Origin of the sequence: Gordonia sp. DT101, assembly GCF_049844895.1 — a bacterium.
In the GTDB taxonomy this organism is placed as follows: domain Bacteria; phylum Actinomycetota; class Actinomycetes; order Mycobacteriales; family Mycobacteriaceae; genus Gordonia.
Genome location: NZ_JBNCLX010000003.1, coordinates 700337 through 718274, shown reverse-complemented (window position 1 = coordinate 718274; position 17938 = coordinate 700337). Strand labels below are relative to the sequence as shown.

General features: G+C 66.9%; 18 protein-coding genes. 8 read left to right on the top strand and 10 right to left on the bottom strand.

What is annotated here, in order from left to right; all coding sequences use genetic code 11:
• Positions 1-2: 2 nt before the first annotated feature.
• From ACLQ3I_RS14655 to ACLQ3I_RS14645, 3 genes are read right to left on the bottom strand one after another with little or no spacing between them, the layout of a single operon-like run.
• Positions 3-755 carry an ABC transporter permease gene (locus ACLQ3I_RS14655; protein WP_425802721.1) on the bottom strand — a complete coding sequence of 251 codons (753 nt, stop codon included), beginning with the start codon at positions 753-755 and terminating at the stop codon, positions 3-5.
• On the bottom strand, positions 752-1468 hold the full coding sequence (locus tag ACLQ3I_RS14650) for an ABC transporter ATP-binding protein (protein ID WP_425802719.1): 717 nt from the start codon (positions 1466-1468) through the stop codon (positions 752-754). Before ACLQ3I_RS14650 ends, ACLQ3I_RS14655 begins: the two co-directional genes overlap by 4 nt.
• Positions 1465-2022 (bottom strand): TetR/AcrR family transcriptional regulator, encoded by a 558-nt coding sequence (locus tag ACLQ3I_RS14645; protein WP_425789048.1) that lies wholly within the window; start codon positions 2020-2022, stop codon positions 1465-1467. Before ACLQ3I_RS14645 ends, ACLQ3I_RS14650 begins: the two co-directional genes overlap by 4 nt.
• A gap of 84 nt (positions 2023-2106) precedes the next feature.
• On the opposite strand from ACLQ3I_RS14645, the gene ACLQ3I_RS14640 reads away from it, so the two are divergent.
• The 4 genes from ACLQ3I_RS14640 to ACLQ3I_RS14625 all read left to right on the top strand — a co-directional run bounded on the left by ACLQ3I_RS14640 (position 2107) and on the right by ACLQ3I_RS14625 (position 6209).
• Positions 2107-2709, top strand: a complete 603-nt coding sequence (locus ACLQ3I_RS14640; RefSeq protein WP_425802717.1) for an NUDIX hydrolase — start codon at positions 2107-2109, stop codon at positions 2707-2709.
• Between the two features lie 130 nt (positions 2710-2839).
• Positions 2840-3388 (top strand): YceI family protein, encoded by a 549-nt coding sequence (locus ACLQ3I_RS14635; protein WP_425789045.1) that lies wholly within the window; start codon positions 2840-2842, stop codon positions 3386-3388.
• A 161-nt stretch (positions 3389-3549) separates the two neighbouring features.
• On the top strand, positions 3550-5271 hold the full coding sequence (locus ACLQ3I_RS14630; RefSeq protein ID WP_425789044.1) for an adenylate/guanylate cyclase domain-containing protein: 1722 nt from the start codon (positions 3550-3552) through the stop codon (positions 5269-5271).
• Positions 5272-5333: 62 nt separating this feature from the next.
• A complete protein-coding gene (locus tag ACLQ3I_RS14625) occupies positions 5334-6209 on the top strand; it encodes an oxidoreductase (protein ID WP_425802715.1) in 876 nt (291 codons plus the stop codon).
• A gap of 22 nt (positions 6210-6231) precedes the next feature.
• Here the strand turns inward: ACLQ3I_RS14625 and ACLQ3I_RS14620 are convergent, their stop codons facing one another.
• Positions 6232-6771, bottom strand: a complete 540-nt coding sequence (locus tag ACLQ3I_RS14620; protein WP_425802712.1) for a hypothetical protein — start codon at positions 6769-6771, stop codon at positions 6232-6234.
• 113 nt (positions 6772-6884) lie between these two features.
• Positions 6885-7511, bottom strand: coding sequence for an alpha-ketoglutarate-dependent dioxygenase AlkB (locus ACLQ3I_RS14615; protein ID WP_425789038.1), 627 nt, complete (start codon positions 7509-7511; stop codon positions 6885-6887).
• 190 nt (positions 7512-7701) lie between these two features.
• On the opposite strand from ACLQ3I_RS14615, the gene ACLQ3I_RS14610 reads away from it, so the two are divergent.
• The 3 genes from ACLQ3I_RS14610 to ACLQ3I_RS14600 all read left to right on the top strand — a co-directional run bounded on the left by ACLQ3I_RS14610 (position 7702) and on the right by ACLQ3I_RS14600 (position 11458).
• Complete coding sequence (locus ACLQ3I_RS14610; protein ID WP_425789036.1) at positions 7702-9939, top strand: MMPL family transporter; 2238 nt, start codon at positions 7702-7704, stop codon at positions 9937-9939.
• Positions 9940-9957: 18 nt separating this feature from the next.
• Positions 9958-10575, top strand: a complete 618-nt coding sequence (locus ACLQ3I_RS14605) for a TetR family transcriptional regulator (RefSeq protein ID WP_425802710.1) — start codon at positions 9958-9960, stop codon at positions 10573-10575.
• A 70-nt stretch (positions 10576-10645) separates the two neighbouring features.
• Positions 10646-11458 (top strand): mycofactocin-coupled SDR family oxidoreductase, encoded by an 813-nt coding sequence (locus tag ACLQ3I_RS14600; protein ID WP_425802708.1) that lies wholly within the window; start codon positions 10646-10648, stop codon positions 11456-11458.
• Between the two features lie 32 nt (positions 11459-11490).
• Here ACLQ3I_RS14600 and ACLQ3I_RS14595 read toward each other — a convergent pair whose 3' ends face one another.
• From ACLQ3I_RS14595 to ACLQ3I_RS14580, 4 genes are read right to left on the bottom strand one after another with little or no spacing between them, the layout of a single operon-like run.
• Positions 11491-12153 (bottom strand): hypothetical protein, encoded by a 663-nt coding sequence (locus ACLQ3I_RS14595; RefSeq protein WP_425789031.1) that lies wholly within the window; start codon positions 12151-12153, stop codon positions 11491-11493.
• A 25-nt stretch (positions 12154-12178) separates the two neighbouring features.
• Complete coding sequence (locus tag ACLQ3I_RS14590; protein ID WP_425802706.1) at positions 12179-13909, bottom strand: GMC oxidoreductase; 1731 nt, start codon at positions 13907-13909, stop codon at positions 12179-12181.
• Positions 13906-15438 (bottom strand): flavin-containing monooxygenase, encoded by a 1533-nt coding sequence (locus ACLQ3I_RS14585; protein WP_425802703.1) that lies wholly within the window; start codon positions 15436-15438, stop codon positions 13906-13908. The genes ACLQ3I_RS14590 and ACLQ3I_RS14585 overlap by 4 nt, the downstream gene beginning before the upstream one ends.
• A complete protein-coding gene (locus tag ACLQ3I_RS14580) occupies positions 15431-16012 on the bottom strand; it encodes a TetR/AcrR family transcriptional regulator (protein ID WP_425789026.1) in 582 nt (193 codons plus the stop codon). The genes ACLQ3I_RS14585 and ACLQ3I_RS14580 overlap by 8 nt, the downstream gene beginning before the upstream one ends.
• 162 nt (positions 16013-16174) lie before the next feature.
• Between ACLQ3I_RS14580 and ACLQ3I_RS14575 the strand changes: the two genes are divergently transcribed.
• Entirely contained in the window at positions 16175-17116 is a 942-nt protein-coding gene (locus ACLQ3I_RS14575) for an SMP-30/gluconolactonase/LRE family protein (protein ID WP_425802701.1), read from the top strand.
• Between the two features lie 215 nt (positions 17117-17331).
• On the opposite strand, the gene ACLQ3I_RS14570 is transcribed toward ACLQ3I_RS14575, so the two are convergent.
• Complete coding sequence (locus ACLQ3I_RS14570) at positions 17332-17880, bottom strand: TetR family transcriptional regulator (protein ID WP_425802698.1); 549 nt, start codon at positions 17878-17880, stop codon at positions 17332-17334.
• Positions 17881-17938 lie beyond the last annotated feature (58 nt).

The following is a 17938-nucleotide window of genomic DNA, read 5'->3' as shown; positions in this document are numbered from 1 at the left end:
GATCACCGGGTCAGTTGCAGCCGCCGCCAGGTCAGCAAGGTCAACACGGTCGACACGAGGATCAGTGGGGCCAGCAGCGCCAATTGCCACCTGGTCACGTCCACGCCGTCCGAGATCGCCCATAGTGTCGGGGCGGCGATCGTGAACCACCCGCCCGCCCCGCCGATCGTCGCGACCTGAGCCGCGATCACGATCCCGATCGCACCGACCACACCGACGAGGACCGATCGGCCGACCGTCGACACCCATGCCACGGGCAGGGCGCAGACGGCTGTCATGACGCCGAGCGCGAACTGGCGTCCCAGGCCGGGAAGGGTCTCGGCGGGAGGAAGACCCAGCCCGGATACCAGCCCGCCGACGAGGAGGGTGAGCGTGATCAGTGCGCTGGTGACGACCGCCCAAACCAGGTAGACAACGAGTTTCGCGGTCGCGATCATCGGTCGTGACACCGGGAGCGCGAACAGGCCGGTGATCGTTCCGTCGACGAATTCCCGACCGAACATCCAGGCCAGGACGACGCCGAATCCGAGAAGTGCGCCGGCCCCGGTGATCTGCGCCGCGCCGGACAGCAGGCCTGTCCAACTTCGCTCTCCGGCCGCGCCGAGTTTGTCGAGCATCCGGGGGTCGCCACTGTGCGCGGCCAGAGGCATGGCGCAGGCCAGTACCGCGGTTCCCGCTCCGAGCAGCAGGGTGCCCGCCCGCCCCACCGAGGCACGCGCGAGCTTCACGGTCTCGGCGTAGAGCGCTTCCCTCATCGGCCTTCCCGTTCATCGTCGGCCCGGACGGTGTCGAAAAAGACGCGTTCGAGATCAGCGCTGCCCGGCGCGAGCCGTCCGATCAGGCGGCCGGAGTTGAGCACCTCGATCCGATCGGCGATCCGTGCGACCTCATCGAGATGGTGGCTGCTCACCAGGACCGCAGCTCCTGATGCTGCGCTGCGGCGCAACGCATCTCGGAGCAGGATCACGCCGGACGGATCCAGGGAATTGGTCGGTTCGTCGAGGATGACGAGCTTCGGGTGATGCTGGAGGGCGGACGCGAGTCCCAGGCGCTGTCGGTTCCCCAGGGACAACTTCCGTGCGCGCTTGTCGGCGTATCGGGTGAGGTTGAACTCGACCATTGCATTCTCGACCACATCTGTTTGTGCCCAATGCAGCCGGGCCGACAGGATCAGATTCTGCCGCGCGGTGAGCTCGCCGTAGGTGAGTGGGTACTCGACGAGATGGCCGACCGTTGCCCACGCCGATCGCGCCACCCGGTCGATCGGTTGCCCGTCGAACTCGACGATGCCCGAGTCCGGCACCAGCATGCCCAACAGAACGCGCATCAAGGTGGTCTTGCCTGCGCCGTTGAGCCCGACGAGCGCGACGATCTCGCCGGGGTCCAGTTGCGTGGTGACGCCGCGGACGCCCGTTCCGTCACCGAATTCGCGGGTGACGTCGCGCACCGCGATCCGGGGAGTGGTCATCGGGCGCCCTCCAGGATCCCGAGAGCGCGCCCGATGGCGGCGCCGATCGGTTCGTCCGTCCGCTGTGCCCAGGACATCAGGGTCGCATTGAGTGCGCCGATCGCGGATGCCGCGGCAACGTCGGCGTCCAGGGAGTCGACTCCCCGTGCGCACAACGCGTCGCGAATCGCCATCTCTGTCCTCGCCGTACTTTGTGCCATGGCGACGCGCAGCCGCGGTGACGACGCGATCACTCGCAACCTGTCGCGGATCCGGTCGGTTTCGGCGGTGCCTTCGCTGGACCACACCGCCCGGATGCCGCGCGCGACCGCGACAAGGGCGGGGACGTCGCGAGGCTGGCGTGCCACCGCGGCGGCGATCGCAGGGTCGAACGGGTCGTCGAGCACCACTCTTTCTTTGCTGGGGAAGTTGCGATAGAACGTCATCTCCGTGACGCCCGCGGCCCGCGATATCTGAGCGACGCTGGTGTTCTCGAACCCGTCGGTGGCGAACAGCTCCAATGCCACACCGACGAGCCTCTCGCGGGTGCGCTGAGCCTTGCCGGCCTGCGACATACCAAGAATGTTAGATTCTAACATTCTTGGTGACAAGGGTCATGCCGCGGATTCCCGGCGACGTCGACATGATCAACTGAGACCGTGAGCACTCTTGATCGCGCGTCCGTGACCGCCCGGATCTCTGGTTTCGAACGACGGGTGGCGGACGTGGCCGATGCCCGTGCCGCGGCTGTCGCGATCACCATCGCCCAGAAGGGCGGCCATCATGGGATCTGGCTGACCAAGCGGCCCGCGACGATGCGTCGGCACGCGGCGCAGTACGCCCTGCCGGGCGGCCGACTCGACCCGGGGGAAGATCCGCCGACCGCCGCGCTCCGGGAACTCCACGAGGAGATCGGCGTCGAACTACCTGCCGACAGCGTGCTCGGCATGCTCGACGACTACCCGACCCGATCCGGGTTCGTGATCACTCCGGTCGTCTGTTGGGCCGAAGAAGAGACCGAACCGACTCCCAGTCCGGAAGAGGTGGCGCAGTTGTTCTTCGTCACACTCGAGGAGTTGATGGTCGAGCCCCGGTTCCTCACCATCCCCGAATCGGATCGTCCGGTCATCCAGCTCCCGATCGTCGGCGCATTGGTCCATGCGCCCACCGCGGCGGTCATCTACCAGTTCGCCGAGGTCGTCCTCCGGGGGAGATCCACCCGTGTCGATGGCTTTGAACAGCCGGTTTTCGCCTGGCGCTGATTTTTTCAAAAAAATTTCCAGAACCGGGGAATTGAATCGGACCACGGTCCGTTTGAACGTGTGATGGGTCGCGAAGGCCCACGCCGACAGACCGAATACCGATCACCGTCCACTTGGAGGATTTGTCACCATGACCACAGCCGTAACCGCTCCCATCGCCGCCGGCACCTGGGCGATCGACCCGACCCATTCCGCCGTCGCTTTCTCCGTGAAGCACCTCATGGTCAGCAAGGTCCGCGGGAACTTCGAGACCTTCTCCGGCACCATCACCATCGCCGAGGACGGCACCCCTGCCGTGCAGGCCGAGATCGACGTCACCTCGATCAGCACCGGCAACGAGCAGCGCGACGGACACATCAAGTCCGCCGACTTCTTTGACGCGGAGAAGTTCCCGAAGGCCACCTTCGTCTCCACTTCTGTCGCCCCCAAGGGTGACGACTACGTCCTCACCGGCGACTTCACCCTCCGCGGCGTCACCAAGACCGTGGACCTCGAGCTCGAGTTCAACGGTGTGAGCCCCGGCATGGGCAACGGCCCGGTCGCCGGTTTCGAGGCCAAGACCGTGCTCAACCGCAAGGACTTCGGCATCGACATCGAAACACCTCTCGAGGGCGGCGGCGTCGTCGTCGGTGACAAGGTCACCATCACCCTCGAGATCGAGGCCGGCCAGCCTGCTTGATCCCGGCTGCCTGACCTCGGCACCGGAGTCACCTCCGGTAGACCTCTGACGGGAGTCGATGCCGCGCGAGACCCGCGCGGCATCGGCTCCCGTTTTCGTGTTCGGCGCCACCGCGGCGTTCGGTAGGCTTGCACTACGCCGCTGGGCAGGGAGGTGGCCGTATGGTGCGACCACGCGGCCCCTGGTCCGACACCGTCGGGTCGTGGGGCGGAGTCCATGTGCCCTCATTGTTGTGGGGCCGGATCAGCGCACCGATCTCGCAGCATTGGGCCAACTTGACCGCGACCGAACGCGCGCGGATGGCTCGATGGGCCACTGCGGCGGCGGCCATGGCGATCAGCATCACGAACTGTGTCGTCGGTGTGGAGACCTTTCTCCTCGTGCAACTCGCCTTCAACGGGGGCCAGCTCAACTTCGACACCACGCTCGGCGCCCCCAACTTCCCCGCGGTCGTGATCGCGATCGTGATCGGGCTGGGAATCAATGTGGTCCTGGGACTCTCGGTGTTCCGCCCACAGCTGCGCTGGTTCGTCAGCGGGCGTCCCGCTGACCGCGCCCGACGTCGTGCCGTGCAACGCATCCCCGGCTATCAGGTGATCACCACCCTGGTCGCGTGGTCCGCTGCGGTCCTCTCCTATGTCCTCGCCGCCAACGAGCTCACCGAGAAGACCGTGGTGGGTGTCGCGGTGGCATTCATGCTGGCGGGTTTCTCGAGTTCGTGTATCACCTACGTGTTCGCCGAGCGCGCGGCACGGCCGTTGTCGGTGGTCGCGCTGCAGGACGCGCCGGCACAGCATGTGATGCACGGCGTGCAGACGAGGATGATCGCGGTCTGGGCGGTGAGCTCGGCGGTCCCGATGGTCGGCCTGCTCATCATCAACATCGGGCGGTGGACGGGCATGCTGCCACCGGCCGTCGGCCCCGTCGACTGGGCCACCGTGGTACTAGCCATCGTCGGTCTGGCATCCGGCGCCCGCGTCATGGTCCTCGTCGGCCGAGCCATCGCCGACCCGCTCATCGATCTGCGGCGAGCTGTCGAACGTGTCGAGCAAGGCGACCTCTCGGCCCAGGTGGCGGTCTACGATTCCTCCGAACTCGGTGTCCTGCAACACGGTTTCAACGAGATGGTGGAGGGACTCGACGAGCGGGAACGCATGCGCGAACTGTTCGCCCGCCACGTCGGGGACACGGTTGCCGAACTCGCGCTCGAGCGTGGGGTCGGCATGCACGGCACCAACGCCCTCGTAGGTGTGCTGTTCGTGGACATCGTGGGGTCGACGTCGATTGCGGCCCAGCAGGATCCGCAGGCCACGGTAAAACTGCTGAACAGCTTCTTCACCATCGTCGCCGATGTGGTCGACAACCATTCCGGGTTCGTCAACAAGTTCGAGGGTGACGCCGCACTCGCGGTGTTCGGAGTGCCGGTCGTCATCGACGATCCGGCAGCCGAGGCCCTCGCGGCCGCGCGGGATCTGGCCGTTCGGCTCGAAGAACTGCCCGTCCGGTGGGGGATCGGGGTTTCCTACGGGATGTCGTTCGCGGGCAATGTGGGTGCCGAACACCGCTACGAGTACACCGTCATCGGTGATCCGGTCAACGAATGTGCGCGGCTGTCCGAGCTCGCAAAGACATCCGCCGTCCCGGTCCTCGCCGGTGATGGGGCCGTCGGTGCGGCCGGTGACGAGGCGCAGGAGTGGAGCTCGGTGGGCACACGGACATTGCGCGGTCGGCCGCGGCCGACCGAGGTGTTCGCCCCGGCGGCAATGGTCGTCGAACCGGCGACCCCGTCCGTCGGAGGGGTGCTGTCCGGCCTGCTGCGGCCGGCACGCCGCGTGGGACTGTCCGGGATGATGCGCCTGCCGTCCCAGTTCCTCGGTCGTTGACGGCCATCGGCGACGTCAATAGCGTGGACTGCATCATTCGCCGAGTAGGGGGTCGTGAGCACATGAGTGGTTGGTCGACATCGGACATCCCGGATCAGTCCGGGCGCACGGTGGTCATCACCGGCGCCAACAGCGGGCTGGGTGCGGAGACCGCGAAGGCGCTGGCGGCGGCCGGCGCCCAGGTGATCCTCGCGTGTCGTAACGCGCAGAAGGCCGATGTGGTGGCGCGGGAGATCGGATCCGCGGCGACCGTGGCGCAACTCGACCTCGCCGATCTCGACTCGGTGCGTGCCTTCGCCGACGGTCTCACCGGCGCCGACGTGCTGATCAACAACGCCGGCGTGATGGCGATCCCGCTCGACCGTACGGCGCAGGGCTTCGAGATGCAGATGGGCACGAACCATCTCGGCCACTTCGCGTTGACCGCGCTGGTCTTGCCGAAGATCGCCGACCGGGTCGTGACGCTGTCGTCGACGATGCATCAGATGGGGCGTATCGATCTCGGGGACCTCAACTGGGACAAGCGACGTTATCGGCGCTGGCGGGCGTACGGCGACGCCAAGATGGCCAACCTCATGTTCGGCAAGGAACTGGCGCAACGACTTGCCGCCGCCGGCTCCGCGACGGCGTCCCTGATCGCCCATCCCGGCTACGCGGCAACCGAACTGCAAGGCAGGTCGGGGACAGTCGAGGATGTGTTCATGAACGCGGCGAACAAGGTGTTCGCGCAGTCGGCCGCCGCCGGCGCGCTGCCGTCGTTGTACGCCGCGACGTCACCCGATGTCACGAACGGCACCTTCTACGGTCCGACTCAGATGTTCGGCGCTCACGGCGCTCCGGGGATCTCCGGCTACAGCAAGCGTGCCGACGACAAGGCCATCCGCGACGGTCTGTGGGCGACGTCGGAGAAGCTGACGGGCATCGGCTTCGCGCTCTGACGACGGTGTGTCGGCGCCGGGGCTATTGGACGTCGAACTTGATGGAGTTCGAGGCTCCGGAGATGGTGTCGGTGACGCTGATCCCATAGGAACCCGGAGCGCGCAGGAGGAACGACTTCGCCGAGGTGCAGTCCTGTGTCTTGGTGAGCTGCGCCTTCTTCGGGACCCTCGGTCCCGAGAGGCGGATCTCCATCCGGCACTGGTTGCCGTCGACCACGGGGCCGGCGTCGATGGTCGAGTTCCACCGGACACCGAGCTGTGAGTTCTTCGGGTACACGCCCGGCGAGATCGCCTGTGCCTTGGGCGCATACGTCCACACGTTGATGGACTTCACGCCATTGGTCGCATCCGGGCGGCCGAGCTTGCCATAGTGCTGCGGCTTCGAGCTCGACGATCCGAGAGCGGAGCTGCCGGCGTTCAGGAGGTCGGAGCTGCCCGACCCCGAGCTCCCCGCGCCCGCGCTGCCGAAGAGAGTGTCCAGTGGACCGGCGGTTGCCGGGGCGGCGGCGGTGGCGATCGCGGCGGCGGCCAGAACGGCGACGGCGGCAGACTTTCGGATCATGATTCTCTTTTCGGCTCGGCCCCGGGGCGGTGACAACGCCCCCGATTCAACCATCCGACCAGGATGAGGAGGATATCGGGTTGGATCGATGTCGGGTCTGCCGGATCCCGGCGCTACCAGACGCCGGGTGGCCGGAACTGCACGCTGATGCGGGGACCGACGCCGGGCGACTTCGGCACCGCGTGTTCCCACGTTCGCTGACAGCTCCCACCCATCACCAGGAGATCTCCCGGCCCGACCACGAACCGCACCGACGAGCCGCCACCGCGCGGCCGCAACATCAGCGGACGCGGGGAGCCGAGGGAGACGATGGCCACCATCGTGTCCTCGGTCGACCCGCGGCCGATCCGGTCGCCGTGCCAGGCGACACTGTCGGAACCGTCGCGATAGAGACACAGTCCGGCGGTCGCGAAACCCTCGGGCAGTTCGTCGCGATAGTGCCGCGATAGCCGCTCACGCGCCTCGCGGAGCAGGGGATCGGGGAATGACGCCGCGTCGAGGTAGGTCGCGACGAGGCGCGGGACGTCGACGACGCGGTTGTACATCTGCCGGCGTTCGGTGCGCCAGTCGGCCTCCCCGCGCAGCGAGTCGAAGAGCAGATCGGAGCCCGCGATCCAGCCGGGCCGGAGATCGACCCACGCGCCATCGGTGAGCACGCGACGCGTGGTCCGGTCGAGATCCCCGATACTCGTCTGGTCGCACTGCTGATCGAAGAGCGAACGCTGGATGCCCGCAGTCATGCTCACAGGCTACCGCACGATGCGAACATGTGTTCGATGATGTGCATCGCAGCCGGGTGGCACCGAGGGGTCCGCCACAAATGTCCATTTCGTGGTGGCGGACAGCCGAGTCTTTCGGTATTCAGTAACAAGTGGAAGTCACTAACACTTTGGTGACCTCTGTCTGTTCGGCTCGTGCGAAGGGAAGACGATGGCGTCGTTGTTGTTCCGAGTCGGGAGGTTCTCCTTCCGGCACAAGTGGTGGGTGATCGCGGTCTGGTTGCTCGCCGCCGTGACGGTCGCCGGGCTCGTGGGCGCGTTGAGCCCGAAGTTCGCGAAGGACTTCAGCCTTCCCGGCACCGATTCGGGAACCGCGACATCGCAGGTCGAGAAGTACTTCCCGAATGTGATGAAACAGCAGTCACAGGCATCGACCAGTGTCCTGGTGGCCGCCGACGACGGACTGTCGGCGCACTCGTCGCAGATCGATGCGCTGGTCGATGATCTGCACAAGCTGCCCCAGCTGTCCGATGGCAACACCGTCGTGAATCCGACGGCGGTGGCCAAGGCGCAACCGGCGCTCGCCTCGTCCGTTCTCGGTGACGACGGCAAGGTAGGCCTGATCCAGGTCCGGCAGGGCATCGAGATGATGGACCTCACGGTCGATCAGAAGGACCAGCTCAAAGAGATCCTCGCCGACCACCGTGGTGGGGGACTGCAGGTGGAGGCGACGGGCTCCCTGATGCAGGTGCAGGAGGCGGGGGGCAAGGCCGAACTGATCGGTTTCGCGGTCGCCTTCGTGGTGATGATCGTCGCCTTCGGTGCGCTTGTCGCCGCATTCATCCCGCTCGTCACGGGCGTGCTCGGCGTGATGATCACCATCATGCTGGTGACCCTCGGGGCCAAGTTCATGAGCATCAACCAGACGGCAACCGGAATCGTCACGATGCTCGGCATCGCTGTGTCGATCGACTACGCACTGTTCATCGTGTCGCGCTATCGCAGTGAACGAAAGCGCGGGGGGAGCGCCGCCGACGCCGCGGGCAGAGCAGTCGGCACCGCCGGCTCGGCGGTGGTGTTCGCCGGGCTGACCGTGATCATCGCGGTGGTGGCGCTGATGGTCGTCGGTATCCCGCTGATCACCCAGATGGGTATGGGCGCGGCGATCGCCGTCGCCGTGGCGGTTCTCGCCGCACTGACGCTGATCCCGGCGTTGCTCGGCGCCGTCGGGCGCTTCGCCTTCGCTCCGCGTATCCCGTGGATCAAACATGCCGAGCCGTCCGAGACGTCCGAGACCGTCGGCGTGAAGTTCGGCCGGACCGTCGTCAAGCGTCCACTGCCGTTCATCATCGCGGGCCTGGCCGTCCTCGTGCTGGCCGCGATCCCGGCCACCAAGCTGGAGTTGGGGATGTCGATGACCACCGACGACGAGGCGGCGGCCCAATCGCTGCTGCAGCGCGGCTTCGGTGAGGGCATCAACGGTCCGCTGCTGGTGGTGGTGCACACCGACAACGGTGACGTCACCGCGGCCGCCGCGCAGACCGTCGAGCACATCAAGACGCTCCCCGACGTCGCCAACACCAACACCCTGACCTGGGTCGGCAACGGCGCGACGCAACCTCAGGTCGGCGCGAACACCGCGCTCATCTCGGTGACGCCGACGAGCGCACCGTCGGACGGGGCCACCCACGAGCTCATGGAGCACATCCGCGACTACACGCCGGTCGTGGAGACCGCGGGTGCCCAGCTGCACGTCGGCGGGCAGACGGCCATCATGTCGGATCTGTCGGCCAAGCTCGACAAGGCGCTGATCCCGTATCTCGTGGTGGTGGTCGGCCTGGCGTTCCTGATCATGATCGCGGTCTTCCGGTCGATCTGGGTGCCGTTGATCGGCACCGTCGGCTTCATCTTCTCGGTGCTGGCGACGTTCGGCGTGACGGTGGCGATCTTCCAGGAAGGCAATTTCGGGCTGATCAGCCACACGCAGCCGATCCTCTCCTTCCTGCCGATCTTCCTGATCGGGGTGGTCTTCGGCCTTGCCATGGACTACCAGGTGTTCCTGGTGACGCGCATGCGAGAGGAATACATCCACGGGCTGTCGGCGAAGGACGCAATCGTCGCCGGTTATCGGCACGGTGCGCGCGTGGTGACCTCCGCGGCCATCATCATGATCAGCGTGTTCGCCGCGTTCATGCTGTCCCCGGACACGACGTCCAAGATGCTCGGTTTCGCATTGGCGGTCGCGGTGGCCTTCGACGCCTTCATCATTCGGATGATGGTCGTGCCCGCGATCATCGCGTTGCTCGGAGATCGCGCCTGGGGCCTCCCGAGATGGTTGGATCGACTCGTGGTGGACTTCGACATCGAGGGCGGAGCCGTCCGCGACCGCGGGCTGCCTGCCTCCGACACCGAGTCGACACCGCGGGAGCCAGTGGGTTCGGCGAGCTGATTCGAGGAGGTCGGGAGCATGGCCACACCGACGACGGCCCCGGGCGTCGGCCCGGGGCGTCGCATCGGGTTGCGGGAGAAGAACAAGATCCGTACCCGCAAGGCGATTCGTGAGGCGGCGATGCGACTGTTCGCCGAACAGGGTTACACGCAGACCACCGTCGAACAGATCGCCCGTGAGGCCGAGGTCTCCCATACGACGTTCTTCCGATACTTCGCGTCGAAGGAACAGGTGGTCATCTCCGACGACCTCGAGGAGGCCAGGGATGCGGCGACCGCCGCCATCCCCCCGGGGCTCGGGCATTTCGACCTCGTGCGGCGACTGGTGACCGATCTGTTCGAGATCGGCAACAGCGACGACTGGGCAAGCAACACCGAGAGGATGCGTCTGATCCAGTCCGAACCGGTCCTGCGCACCGCGTACCAGATCGAATCCGACCGGGCGATCTCCGAGGCGACGGACTTCTTCGCGGAATACACCGGTAAGACCGTCGACGACTTCCGGCTGCGGGTGTTCATCGCCGCGGCCGGTGGGGTGATGTTCCACTTCGCCCGGTCCGACGACCTCGCCGACGACGAGCTCCTGCGAGGACTGCTGGAAGCCATCGACCTGCTGGAACAGGGCCTGCCGCTCTAGGTCGGTCACGCATCACATCTGCTTCGACGGCGGCGGCATGGTGCCGACGCGTCACGAAAGGAGTTCTGCCATGGGACGTCTCGACAACAAGGTCGCGTTCATCACAGGGGTCGCGCGTGGCCAGGGTCGCGCCCACGCGGTTCGGCTGGCGGGTGAGGGCGCGCAGATCATCGGTGTGGACCTCGCGGGGCCGCTGCCCGGCGTGCCGTACGACCCGGCAACGCAAGCCGACCTCGACGAGACCGGCCGGCTCGTCGAGGAACAGGGCTCGAAGGCGCATCTCGTCCGCTGTGATGTGCGGGACCTCGACGAGTTGAAAGCCGCTGTCGACGAGGGTGTCTCCGCTTTCGGTGGGCTTGACATCGCGGTGGCCAATGCGGGCATCTGCATCCCGGAGACGTGGGACGAGGTGACCCCTACCAGCTTCCGCGACACCATGGACATCAACGTGATCGGGGCGTGGAACACGGTGACCGCAACTGCACATCATCTGATCGAGAGAGGTGGCGGCTCTATCATCCTGACCAGTTCGTTTGCCGGCAAGAAGATGCAGCCGTTCATGGTCCACTACACCACCAGCAAGCACGCGCTGGTCGGGATGACGCGGGCCTTCGCCGCCGAACTCGGGAACCACAACGTCCGGGTGAACAGCATCCATCCCGGAGCGGTCGCGACGCCTATGGGATCCGGCCAGATGGTGGCGCGGATCGAGGAGACCAACGCGGCCAACCCGCGTCTGGCCGGGATGGGTATGACGTTCCTGAACCAGTTCGTCGCCGAGGCAGACGAGATCGCCAATGTGGTGGCGTTCCTCGCCTCGGACGAGTCGAAGTTCATCACGGCCGAACACATCTCGATCGACGGTGGCGCGCAGTACTTCTGAGGACAACAGTACTTCTGACGACAGGAGACGGGTCAGCAGCGCCGCCCGCGGCCGGTCGACATCCGGCCGCGGGTGACCGTGATCCCCGTATGCGTACCCGCCTTCAGCCAGGTGGGGAGCGTGGGCCCGGTGAGGACCACGTCGACGCGTGCGGGACGAAAGGTCCCGGCGAGGGTCGCCGTCGCGCGGAGGAAATCGACCGGTCCGCCTTCCCTGCTGATCGGCTGCGCGAAGCCGAGCGCACCGGCGATGGGCAGCGTCACCGGTAGCGCGTGGGCGATGGCGTGCACGGACCAGTCCGCCCCGTTGGCGACCATCTCCGATGTCGCCTCCCCGTTGAACGCCGCCATCACCTTGGGCAGCCTCCAATGGACGCGACCACCGTGGACGGAGGTCTCCGAATCCACCGCGATGAACGGGACGTGCAGCCGCGGAAGAGGTCCGAGTCGTCGGCTCGGCGCCAGCAGCACCGGGCTGGCGAGAACCTCGCGATATGGTCCGACCGGCGAATCGAGGTAGTCGACCATCATCCCCACCGTGACCGGAATGGTCTTGGCGTCGGAGATCGCCAGCGACCGGGCGTCGTCGGTGGCCCGGTGCCACCAGAGGGTGGCGCGGACGGAGGCAGGCCACGGCGCCGGCGGGCTCATCGGCCAGATATCACGATCAGTGCGGGACTCGACAACACTCCACATTCTGGTGCTCCTGGGATTCGCGGGATCAGGCGTGACGACGGACGGGGCTGATAGGGAGACGGATCGGCAGACGCAGGGCGCCCGGGGCGCCGTCCGGGACGGCCGCGCAATTCGGTGACACCGGCTCCACCGGTCGATAAGCCGTGCCCGGTTCCGGGCGTTGGTCCTGTTCACCGCGATTGGGCCACATGGCCAATGCCCGTTCCGCCGCGGCGGTGATGGTGAGCGACGGGTTGACGCCGAGATTCGCCGAGACCGTGGAACCGTCGACGATGTGCAGCCCGGGGTGGCCGAACACCCGGTGATAGGCGTCGACGACGCCGGTCCGCGAGTCGGTCCCGATGGCGCACCCGCCGAGGAAATGCGCTGTCATCGGGATGTTCAGGAGGTCGACGACGGAGCCACCCGCATCGCCGTCGATGCGGTCGGCGACCGACCGGACAGCCCGATGTCCCTCGGGGATCCACCGCGGCGGTGGGTCCCCGGCTCCGGCTCGGCTGCGCAGACGAGGGCCGAGGCGGCCTCGTCGGGCGAAGAGTTCGATCGAGTTGTCGGCGGTCTGCATCACCAATGCGATGATCGTGCGCTCCGACCAGTGCCGCACCGACAGCGAACGGAGTGCGGCACCCGGATGTGTGAGCATCGCCCCGATCGCCTTGAGTATCCGCGGCATCCGCCCGCCGCCGTCGACGAGTACCGCCTGAAGGAGACCGATGAGGTTGCTGCCCTTGCCGTATCGGACCGGCTCGATATGGGTGTGCGCATTCGGGTGGAACGAGGAGGTGATCGCCACGCCCTGCGTGTAATCGACTGTGCGGTCGCGTGCGGTCGCTGCCAGTACGGCCTCCGAATTGGTGCGGACGACCTGGCCGAGACGATCCGAGAGGCCGGCGAGATCTCCGGACTGCTTCATCGAGAGGAGAAGTTTGTTGGTGCCGTAGGTACCGGCCGCGAAGACCACCTGGTCCGCGGTGTAGGTACGTACCCGCCGACGGCGTCCGGTGCGATGGGTCCCGACCGTGTAGCCACCCTCGGCGCTGGGACGGACGGCATGCACCGAGGTCATCGGGATGATCTGTGCGCCCGCCTGTTCGGCGAGATACAGGTAGTTCTTCACCAGGGTGTTCTTCGCCCCGACCCGGCATCCGGTCATGCATGCCCCGCACTCGGTGCAGCCGGTGCGTGCCGGGCCGGCGCCACCGAAGAACGGGTCGGGGCTGGTGACTCCGGATTCCCCGAAGAAGACGCCCACCGGCGTCGGGACGAAGGTCTCCTCGACGCCGAATTCCGCGGCGACCTCACGCATGACGTCATCGGACGGCGTGACATGCGGGTACGTGGTGGCGCCCAGCATCCGTTCGGCCTGGTCGTAGTAGGGGCTCAGTTCGCCCGCCCAGTCAGTGATGGCGCCCCAGTGCGGATCGCCGAAGAACGACGCGGGCGGTCGGTAGAGCGTGTTCGCGTAGTTGAGCGAACCACCGCCGACGCCGGCGCCGGCCATCACCAGGACGTCGCGGAGAAGGTGCATCCGTTGCACGCCATAACATCCGAGGAACGGCGCCCAGAGATAGTCGCGGAGCCGCCAGCTCGTCGCGGGGAGTTCGTCGTCGGCGAATCGCCTGCCGGCTTCGAGGACGCCGACGCGGTAACCCTTCTCGGACAGCCGGAGTGCGGCGACCGAGCCGCCGAACCCGGACCCGATCACGATGACGTCGAAATCGGTGCCGGATGGACCGGCGGTGGGGCAGCCGATCATCGAACGACGCCCACGGTGGCCGGGGCCGTCGGCGTGATGTCCGCGTCCGGTGCGCCGGCAATCAGATGATCGGCCGGATCGAACTGCGACATCATCTTTCGATAGTCCTTGGTGAATGTCGGCCACATCACCGAGTTGCGTCCGGAGGAATCCATGTACCAGCTCGAGCAGCCGCCCGAGTTCCATACGGTCCCGGCGAGCTCGGCGTCCATCCGGTCCGTATACCGGCGCTGCGCGTCGGCAGTTACCTCGACGATCGAACGGCTTTGCGTTCGAAGGTGTTCGAGCACGGCCGAGATGTAGTACGCCTGCGGTTCGAGCATGAGCACTATGGAGCTGTGCCCGAGATTCGTGTTGGGCCCGTACATCAGGTGCAGATTGGGAAAGCCGTGTATCGCGACGCCACGATAGGCGCTCGGTGAACCGGCCCAGGTGTCGGCGAGCGTCCGGCCGTCGCGGCCCCGGAGGATGGTGGCGATCGGCGGCGTGGTGGGAGTGAAGCCGGTGGCGAAGATGACCGTGTCGACCCGATGCTCGGAGCCGTCGGCATCGACCGCCGCGCCGTCGGCGAGTCCGGAGATGGCGCCGGTCAGAGTCACATTGTCGCGCTGCAATGCCGGAAACCACTTGTTGGTCAGCAGCATCCGTTTGCACCCGATGGCGTAGTCGGGGGTGAGTCGCCGCCGCAGACCACGGTCGCGGACCTGGAGGCGCAGTTGCACCTTCGCGAGTGCGGTGGCTGCCGGGAGCAGCCGCGGGTGGCGGGCCATCATCAAGACGTAGGCCTCCCGATAGAGATAGGTGAGTCGGCGGATCAGCGTGTGGCTGATCGGCAGGGCGCGATAGGTGCCACGTTCGACGGGGCCGATGGTCCGGTCCATCCGCGGGACGACCCAGGCGGGCGTGCGTTGGAAGACGGTGAGATGCGCGACCCGGTCGACGATCTCGGGCACCACCTGGACGGCGGACGCCCCGCTGCCGACGATCGCGACGTGGCGGCCGGTGAGGTCGTGATCGTGACGCCACCGTGCGGTGTGGAACACCGTCCCGCCGAACTGGTCCGACCCGGGCAGGTCGGGGACGCCCGGCTCGGAGAGGGCGCCGGGGGCGGCCACCAGGTGGCGAGCATGGATGGTGCCGAGGCCGGTCTCGGCGATCCAGACAGCGGTGTCGTCATCCCAGGACGCCGCGGTGAGCGGGCAGTTGTACCGGATGACGTCGGCGTGGTCGTGGGCAACCGCTTCGAGGTAGCGGCGGATCTCGTGCTGCCGGCCGTAGGTGTGTGACCACTCCGGGTTCGCGGCGAAGGACAGCGAGTACAGGGAGGTCGGCACGTCGCAGGCCGCACCCGGATAGTCGTTGTCGCGCCAGACCCCGCCGGGGCCTGCGGCTCGCTCGATCACCCTGATGGTGAGCCGTGGGTGGTCTGCACGGAGGCGATGGACGGCGGCGAGTCCGCCGAATCCGGTTCCGACGATCAGGATGTCGACGTCTTCGGCCGGCTCGGCGCGTTCGGAATGTTCAGGCATGGCGGTCGAGGAGTTCCTTCCACACTGGGAGCAGTCGGGTGGTGAGCGCCCGGTCGGCATCGGCGGTTCGGAGAATTCGGGAAACAGCAAGTCCACGTGCGAGTTCCACGGTGAGCTCGAGTTCTGCGGGGGTGTAGCGGTCGCCGAAGAGGTCGGCGCATCCGGCGGCGAGTGCGTCGGTGACCTGTTGCTCGAGGGGGATCATCGCCTCGCGAAGCCCGCGGTCGGTGCGCGCGGCCACCCAGAGTTCCAGTGCCGCATCGAACAGTGGACCACTGAACGCTTCGACGACAATCTCGATGTCCTCGTCGCCGGTGCGGGGGCGGTTCAGGAGTTCGGTCAGCCGGCGATCCACCAGATGTGATACGGCAGCGACGACGAGCGCCTCGCGGGTCGGGAAGTGGTGCAGCAGCGCGCCGCGGGACACACCCGCACGCCGGTTGACCTCCTGCGTCGTCGTCCCGCCGTACCCGAGCTCGACGAGTGCGTCGACGGCGGCGTCCAGCACCTTCTCCCGGGTGGCGGCGGTGCGCTGCGCCTGGGTGCGCGTCACCGGTGCTGTCGGCTCGGTCATGGTGATGGAGAGTAGCGGGATTTAAAGAAACAGTCCAGACTGCTTGTTTCTTTCCGGGTTGGTGCATGTCGTGCACCTATCCGGGGAGTGTCGGGTCGGATAGCCTCTGACCTGCACAGCGCCGGAGCGTCGCCGGCCGCCGCGGAAATGAGGGGTGATCCGATGATGAAGGTGGGCCGGATTCATGTCGTCGGTGTCGTGGTGGTGGTGATCGCCGGAATCGTGCCGCTGTTCGTCGGCGCGCAGGCGGCGGCCGCTCCTCGGTGCCCTGCGGTGTCGGTCACCACTGCGGCCGAGTCGCCGGGTGTCGCAGGCTGGGCCGAGAACCTGACCTTCGACGACGACGGCAACCTCTGGGTGTCGCGGGTGCTCGACAACACGGTCGAACGTTTTGATCGTGCCGGACGTCGCACCGCGGCAGTGCATGTCGTCGCTCCCGGAGCCATCCGGACCGGACCCGACGGCCTGCTCTACATCGCCTCGGGGGACACCACGCTCAACATGGTTCCGGGATCACCGCGCACCGGCACGATCGTCCGGTTGGATCCCTCAAGGCCTCGGCCGGCGGTGCAGGTGTTCGCCACGGGCCTGGGCATGCCGAACGGAATGGATTTCGACGCCGCCGGGATGCACTACGTCGCCGACGGCAACTTCGGGGTCCTGCGAATCGACCGGCGTGGAGCCATCGACACGGCATGGTCACGTCGGGCTCCGAAGAATCTCGCAGTGTCCCGCACCGTGAACGGCACGAGCACCAATGGGATCGTCGTTCTCGGAGACAGTCTGTACGTCACATTGACGATGAGTCTCACCGGACGGATCCTGCGGGTGCCGATCGGTGATCCGGGCGCGGTGTCGGTCGCCGCCGACGTGACCCGGCCCTTCCCCGGCGTACTCGACGACCTGGTCGCGCTCGACGGCCGCACGCTGGCGGTCACGATGACGACCGGGCAGATCGCCACCGTCGATCTCCCGACGCATGGTGTCTGCGTCGCCGGCATCGGTCAGCCGGTCACGGCCATCGCGCAGCGTCCCGGCCGCCCGGACCTGCTGATCGTCGGCACCGAGTCCGGTGCGCTCCGTGCCGTCGCCGTGCGGCACTGAGTCGACTTCGTCGCCGAATGGCGAGAAAACTCGCTCGATGTATTGAGTCAGGTGACTGAATAGTGGTTGAATAGGCCGGACCCCGGGGACCGGGGGGGGGGGCTCCGGGGTCTAGGTCGGGGGACCGTGTCGGGGGCGTCGGACTTCCGGGGATGTGGGGGTCCTCGGCGGGTCGACGCCCCTGCTCCGGTTGGCTACTGCGCCGGTTCGCCTCGTCACTCCGGGGTGTGCGTCACCGGCGCCAGCCAGATACCGACGAGCGCGTCGATGAGCTGATCGCCGACGTCCGACCACGACCCGGTCGCCTCGCCGGCCGCCCGGGACCGCTCATGATCGGCCAGTGTCAGCAGGATCATGTTGCGCGCCATGGTGTCTCGCGATTCCAGGACGGTGGCGGGGATCGCGGGTAGCGACGAGTACAGGCCCGTGAGAACGGCCATCAGTCCGCTGGATGCGACTGCCTGATCGTAGAGGAGCGTCCCGAACTTCGGGTCGATCGTGATCTGCGCACAGAACCGGGCGAAATAGGTGGGCGTCCCGAGCGAACCCAGATAGTCGGTCTGCGGCGCGACGAGACAACCGATCCAGTCGCGTATCTCGACCTCCGGTCCGAGTGCGTCGACCATTGCGTATCGCAGTGGTTCGATCTCGGCGTTGTGAAGTTCGAGGATGGCCCGGACCAGTTCGAGCCGACCACCGAAGTGATATCCGACGGCATAGTTGTTGCCCTGGCCGGCGGCCTCGCTGATCTGACGATTGGACACAGTCGAAACACCCTGCTCGGCGAAGAGTCGCTCGGCAGTCGACATGATTCGGGCGCGG

Coding starts and splice junctions, on each gene's coding strand:
- ACLQ3I_RS14610 (WP_425789036.1), top strand. CDS start 7,702: ATGGCGTCGTTGTTGTTCCGAGTCGGGAGGTTCTCCTTCCGGCACAAG.
- ACLQ3I_RS14635 (WP_425789045.1), top strand. CDS start 2,840: ATGACCACAGCCGTAACCGCTCCCATCGCCGCCGGCACCTGGGCGATC.
- ACLQ3I_RS14645 (WP_425789048.1), bottom strand. CDS start 2,022: ATGTCGCAGGCCGGCAAGGCTCAGCGCACCCGCGAGAGGCTCGTCGGT.
- ACLQ3I_RS14630 (WP_425789044.1), top strand. CDS start 3,550: ATGGTGCGACCACGCGGCCCCTGGTCCGACACCGTCGGGTCGTGGGGC.
- ACLQ3I_RS14595 (WP_425789031.1), bottom strand. CDS start 12,153: ATGTGGAGTGTTGTCGAGTCCCGCACTGATCGTGATATCTGGCCGATG.
- ACLQ3I_RS14605 (WP_425802710.1), top strand. CDS start 9,958: ATGGCCACACCGACGACGGCCCCGGGCGTCGGCCCGGGGCGTCGCATC.
- ACLQ3I_RS14580 (WP_425789026.1), bottom strand. CDS start 16,012: ATGACCGAGCCGACAGCACCGGTGACGCGCACCCAGGCGCAGCGCACC.
- ACLQ3I_RS14655 (WP_425802721.1), bottom strand. CDS start 755: ATGAGGGAAGCGCTCTACGCCGAGACCGTGAAGCTCGCGCGTGCCTCG.
- ACLQ3I_RS14585 (WP_425802703.1), bottom strand. CDS start 15,438: ATGCCTGAACATTCCGAACGCGCCGAGCCGGCCGAAGACGTCGACATC.
- ACLQ3I_RS14620 (WP_425802712.1), bottom strand. CDS start 6,771: ATGATCCGAAAGTCTGCCGCCGTCGCCGTTCTGGCCGCCGCCGCGATC.
- ACLQ3I_RS14615 (WP_425789038.1), bottom strand. CDS start 7,511: ATGACTGCGGGCATCCAGCGTTCGCTCTTCGATCAGCAGTGCGACCAG.
- ACLQ3I_RS14625 (WP_425802715.1), top strand. CDS start 5,334: ATGAGTGGTTGGTCGACATCGGACATCCCGGATCAGTCCGGGCGCACG.
- ACLQ3I_RS14600 (WP_425802708.1), top strand. CDS start 10,646: ATGGGACGTCTCGACAACAAGGTCGCGTTCATCACAGGGGTCGCGCGT.
- ACLQ3I_RS14590 (WP_425802706.1), bottom strand. CDS start 13,909: ATGATCGGCTGCCCCACCGCCGGTCCATCCGGCACCGATTTCGACGTC.
- ACLQ3I_RS14650 (WP_425802719.1), bottom strand. CDS start 1,468: ATGACCACTCCCCGGATCGCGGTGCGCGACGTCACCCGCGAATTCGGT.
- ACLQ3I_RS14575 (WP_425802701.1), top strand. CDS start 16,175: ATGATGAAGGTGGGCCGGATTCATGTCGTCGGTGTCGTGGTGGTGGTG.